The organism is Mesorhizobium sp. M1142, from assembly GCF_040318565.1.
Taxonomy (GTDB): domain Bacteria; phylum Pseudomonadota; class Alphaproteobacteria; order Rhizobiales; family Rhizobiaceae; genus Mesorhizobium.
Genome location: NZ_JAMYMK010000056.1, coordinates 1 through 5,170, shown reverse-complemented (window position 1 = coordinate 5,170; position 5,170 = coordinate 1). Strand labels below are relative to the sequence as shown.

Annotated in this window: 3 protein-coding genes; 1 reads left to right on the top strand and 2 read right to left on the bottom strand. The window is 60.6% G+C overall.

Translation table 11 applies throughout. The features are described from left to right. Positions 1 to 202: 202 nt before the first annotated feature. Positions 203 to 1,393: a tyrosine-type recombinase/integrase gene (locus NKH42_RS30855; protein ID WP_352509241.1), complete on the top strand. Its 1,191-nt coding sequence runs from the start codon at positions 203 to 205 to the stop codon at positions 1,391 to 1,393. Between the two features lie 709 nt (positions 1,394 to 2,102). On the opposite strand, the gene NKH42_RS30850 is transcribed toward NKH42_RS30855, so the two are convergent. Together NKH42_RS30850 and NKH42_RS30845 are read right to left on the bottom strand one after the other, a co-directional pair. Continuing rightward, positions 2,103 to 4,304, bottom strand: a complete 2,202-nt coding sequence (locus NKH42_RS30850) for a xanthine dehydrogenase family protein molybdopterin-binding subunit (protein ID WP_352974822.1) — start codon at positions 4,302 to 4,304, stop codon at positions 2,103 to 2,105. Between the two features lie 3 nt (positions 4,305 to 4,307). After that, a complete protein-coding gene (locus NKH42_RS30845; protein WP_352467057.1) occupies positions 4,308 to 4,766 on the bottom strand; it encodes a (2Fe-2S)-binding protein in 459 nt (152 codons plus the stop codon). Positions 4,767 to 5,170 lie beyond the last annotated feature (404 nt).

The following is a 5,170-nucleotide window of genomic DNA, read 5'->3' as shown; positions in this document are numbered from 1 at the left end:
GGGCAAGAGAAGGATTCACGGCAGAAAGCGCAGCGAAATTGTTGGGCATCCCGAAGCGCACATATGAGGGCATAGAGCAAGGTCGAGGTTTCCCCTACCCGTTGCTCCTTCGGGTCGCTATGGAGAGCAAAAGCCCTTCGCCTCCGGCGACGATCGAGGTGCCCCGGCGCTTGGAACAGCAGAAGGCTGGAAGGAGGGCTTAATGGGCCGGCCATTCAAGGATGACAAATATCCCGGAGTCTCGTCGCGCCTAAAAAGCGGTAAGCTCGTCTATCGTTACCGCGGCAAGGGAATACCCGAAATTCGGCTTCCAGGCCGGCCAGGTGATCCAGAATTCGAGGCCGCCTATGAACGGGCAACTCAAGGCCAAGGTCAAAAGGGCGTCATCATCGACTTGCCTGGACGGGCGTTGCCGAAGACTTTCGGTCATGCTGCCCGCCGGCTTGAATCGACGATGGAATGGCTGGACTTCGACCAAGCCACCCAGCACAAGAATGCTCGGCTTATTGAACGCTTCCTTGAGATGAAGGTCGATCCCGCCTATCCGCTCACCTGGCGCGACACGCCGGTCGAGCATCTCGATGCCGACCGTCTGCGTGCGATTATCGAAGGCGTGTTTGGCACCAGACGGACAGTCGCAAAGCATCTGCTGGTAGCGATCAAAAAGCTCCTTTGGGTGGCGATTGACGTTGAGAAGTGGATCAAGCCGCAGGACGATCCTTCGCTGTCAATTCGCGTTCGCATTCCCAAATCGACGGCCAATCCTGGGTGGCCGATGGCCATTCGTGAAAAGTTCGAGTCGCGCCATGCAGTCGGCTCGGCGGCGCGCACCTGCTACGCCCTCGGCTTCTGGCTCGGGAATAGACGCGGCGACATCGCCGCACTGGAATGGGAAGATCTGGTCAGCGAGGAAATCGAACTGTTCGATGGCTCGCTGGTTTTGATCGAGGCCTTCGAGTTTCGGCAGAAAAAGAACCGAAACCGCCACGGCGGCAGGGAAGTGTTTATCCCCATCGTGGACAAGCTGGCGCAGGCTCTGGAGCCGCTAGACCGTTCGAAAGGTGGACCGGTATTGAGGAACGCCTATGGGCGTCCGTTTGCGGAAAAAAGCCTCACCGGCATGATGGCGCACTGGAACAGGCAGGCCGGCATTCCGGAGGGCTACACCCTGCATGGGCTCCGGCGTACCTTCGGCACGTATCTCGCCGAATGCAACATCCAGGCACGCGCCATTATGGAAGCCATGGGACATTCCTCGATGACGGTGACGGACGCGTACGTACGGGAGGCGAACAAGAAGCGGATGGCCGTCGATATCGCCCGCGCGATCAACGAGCGGGAGGCGAAACGCGACGCCATGAAGCAACGGATGCCGCTGCGCGTCATCAAATGAATGGTTTCAATCGGACCGGTGCAGGGCGGCTTATCGGCCGCCCTTTTTTGTTGGGCCCATAATGGGCCCAAAACGTTTTGGGCCGAGGCCACTTTTTCGAAATGAAATCAAACATTTTGGTGGGCCCGGAGGGTATTCAGAAAGCCATAAAAATCAATTGGTAAGAGATCAGTGGGACTTCAGAGCATTCAAATCTTTTCCAATATTTTTCAATGTTGTTGTCCCACTCAGAAGTGCCTCAGTCCACCAAGCCGACGCACTGAACGCCTCACTCGGAAGGGAGGTTTGCGCAAGGTGAAAGGAAGTCGCGTCGGTGTGCAGCCTTCCTGAGAAAGGTCGCGGTAGAGCCAACTGCTGACGCTCAGCGCGAAGACATCAATGTCCTGTTATGGGGCCGTCAGAGGACCGGCCGCTTCTCGCGCCCAGAAAGCGATAGCAGACATGCAATAGGTGGTACAAAAGTCTCTAGCGTGACCCTTTCGAGACATTTGCGTGCGGCATTTGCGTCTCGAAAGCGGTTCTACAGTGCTACCAGCACCAACGACCGTCTGCGGTCGTTCAGAACACGGGTTACCGTCTCTAAACCGGATATTGGACCGGGCAGCCGCCGGAAATTGATCGAATGGAGGTGATCGCCTGTCAGGAGGCGTTCAAAAACGACCTACGACCGCGATCTTCATCGCGGCCGTTTTCATGGTGTCGTTCCCGGCTATGCTGACAAGTTCTTTATGATCGGCAGCTTGCGGATCGTCTTGCCCGTCGCCGCCCGTAGCGCGTTGGCGACGGCCGGGCCGATCGGCGGCACACCGGGCTCGCCAACGCCCGTGGGCGGCTCGTCGGACGGCACAATGTGCACCTCGACGCGCGGCATCTGCTCGATCCTGAGCGGCGTATAGGTGTCGTAGTTCTCTTGGTCTATGACACCGCCCGTCAGGGTCAGCTCCTCCTGGAGGATCGCGCCTAGCCCGAAGCCGATACCGCCCTCCATCTGAGCGCGGATCTGGTCAGGATTTATCGCGGTGCCGCAATCTACCGCGCAGACGACGCGGTCGACTTTGAAATCATTTGCATCGTTGAAGGTGATCTCCACCACCTCGGCGACACAGGTCGAGAGGCTTTCATGCAGGGCCACGCCGCGGAAACGGCCTTCCGGCAGAGGCTTGTCCCAGCCTGCCTTCTCAGCAGCCAATTTCAGCACGCCGGCATGCCGTGGATGGTGACCGAGCATCGACAAGCGGAAATCGACCGGATCACGGTTCGCAGCGGCGGCGAGCTCATCAATCAGGGTTTCCATTGCGTAAGCGGTGTGGGTGGAGCCTACCGAACGCCACCACAGCACTGGGATGTTCACGTCCGTCGTGGTCAGCTCGACCTTCAGGTTCGGGATCGCATAGGGCAGGTTGGTGGCGCCCTCCACGGAGGTCGGATCGATGCCGTTCTCGATCATCGCCGCAAAGGGCGAACCGCCCGCGATCGATTGGCCCACGATGTGGTCATGGAGAGCGACGACATTGCCTTCCTTGTCGAGCCCCGCCTTGACTGCGTGCACATAGACCGGCCGGTACCGCCCACCCCGCATGTCGTTCTCGCGGGTCCACTGCACCTTCACTGGCTTGCCGGGTCCCAGTGCACGCGCTGTGGAAACAGCTTCGATAATGAGATCTGCGTCCGAGACCGCTCGGCGGCCGAAGCTGCCGCCGGTCTTCATCACGTGCAGCCTCACCTTGTCCGGCGTGGTGCCGCCTACTTGAGCGGCAGCCGCTTGATAAAGATCGGGCATCTGGTGTCCGCCCCAGACGTCGATGGTGCCGTCTTCGTTGATTCGGGCGGCCGCGTTGAGTGGCTCGATCGAAGCATGGACAAGATAGGGGAATTCGTAGTGCCCTTGGATGACTTTCTCAGCACTGGCCAACGCTGCGGGAGTGTTACCGTCGTCGCGCGCGGTGGCCGCGCCCGGATCGTCTGCTGCCTTAGTGTATTCGGCCATGATCTCGGCCGTGCCGCGCCTTTCGGCCTTGTCTTCGTTCCAGGTCACCTCCACGAGATCGCGGCCCTTGAGCGCCGTCCACATGTCCCTGCCGACCACGGCAATGCCGCGCGGCGTCTGGACGACATCGACAATGCCGTCGAGTGCCTTGGCCTTGGAGGCGTCGAAGCTCTCGATCTCAGCGCCGAATTTCGGCGGATGGATCATAACGGCCGTATTGAGTCCATCCATCTTGAGGTCGATCGTGTAGGTCTGCGCGCCATTGGTCTTGCCGGCGGAATCGTAGCGCTTGAGGCTGTCCGATCCGATCTGGGCCCACTTGTCGCGCGGCTTTAGCGGCACGTCGTCGGGAACCGGCATTCCCGCTGCGGCTTCAGCCAGGTCACCGAAGCGCGCCTGCATCCCTGAGGCGTGCGACACGACCCCGGAAGCGACTGTGATCTCGCCGGCTGGCACGTCCCACCGCTGCGCCGCGGCCGCCACCAGCATGGCCCGTGCGGCAGCACCCGCCTCGCGGTAGCGCTCCCACGACGAGCTCATCGACGTGGAGCCACCGGTTCCCTGCGCGGCCCCTCCCCAGGCGAGATTGCCGTAGAGCGCGGTATTGCCATATCCGCCGACCACGTGGACCTGCGCCCAGGCGCCGTCGAGCTCTTCCATAACCAGGGTGGCGATGCCGAAATAGGAGCCTTGTCCCATCTCGAACTGCGACGAGTGGACGACGATTCGGTTCTCCGGTGTGATCTCGACATAGGTCTGGAAGGGGTTCGCCTGGACCGTTGCAGGCGTCGTTTGTGCGTTGGTGGGCGCGGCCATCATTAGCCGGTAGCCCACGGCGAGGCCCGCGGTGGTGACGGCCGTGCCGAGGAGGAACTGGCGGCGCGTAGGCCCCACGGCATTATGCTTCGGGAGAAACTGCAACATGCCTCAAGTCTCCAGCCGGTTGGCGGTCTCGTGGATGGCCGCGCGGATGCGATGATAGGTGGCGCAGCGGCAGAGATTGCCGCTCATCGCCGAATCAATATCATCGTCCGTCGGCTTCGGCGTCTCTGTCAGGAGGGCCACGGCCGACATGATCTGGCCAGACTGGCAATAGCCGCATTGAGGTACGTCGAACTCGGCCCACACGGCCTGGACCGTTTCGCCGATCTTGCCCGACACGCCCTCAATGGTGGTGATCGAGGCTCCTTCGATGTCGCCGACTGCGGTCTGGCACGAGCGCGTCGGCATGCCGTTAACGTGAACCGTGCAAGCGCCGCACTGGGCAAGGCCGCAACCGAATTTCGTTCCTGTGAGTCCGATGCCGTCACGGATCGCCCAGAGCAGCGGCATCTCTGGATCGACGTCGAGTGTTCGCGCCTCGCCATTGAGGGTAAAAGCGACCATGGTTTGCTCTCCTTGTCCTGAGCTGGCTATCTCGTTGCGCCTCCGCCCGGCTAGGAACCGGATTCTTATTGCTGAGGCATAGCGACCACAGACTAGGATCGCGCAGCTCGAGCAACAAGCCGCTAGCTGGCAATCGCGAGATCGTGAAGTGGCTCGTGTCGAAAGGCTGGAGGCAACTGAATGTCATTTTTGGGCCGACCGGCCGGTCAGTTTCCGGCTCGATGACCTGGTTGGCAGTCATTCCGCTTCTAAGCCGAAACCCCAGACATGAACTGTAGCAGCATCATAAAAGACGACATCAAGCGGCGATTTTTCGTTGGGGGTGACGTTGCCCCCAGTTTCTATCCAGTTTTGAGTTCGTTTCCGGCGTGGGTTGTGCCCTGCTGGGCGGGTGAAGCGACGGG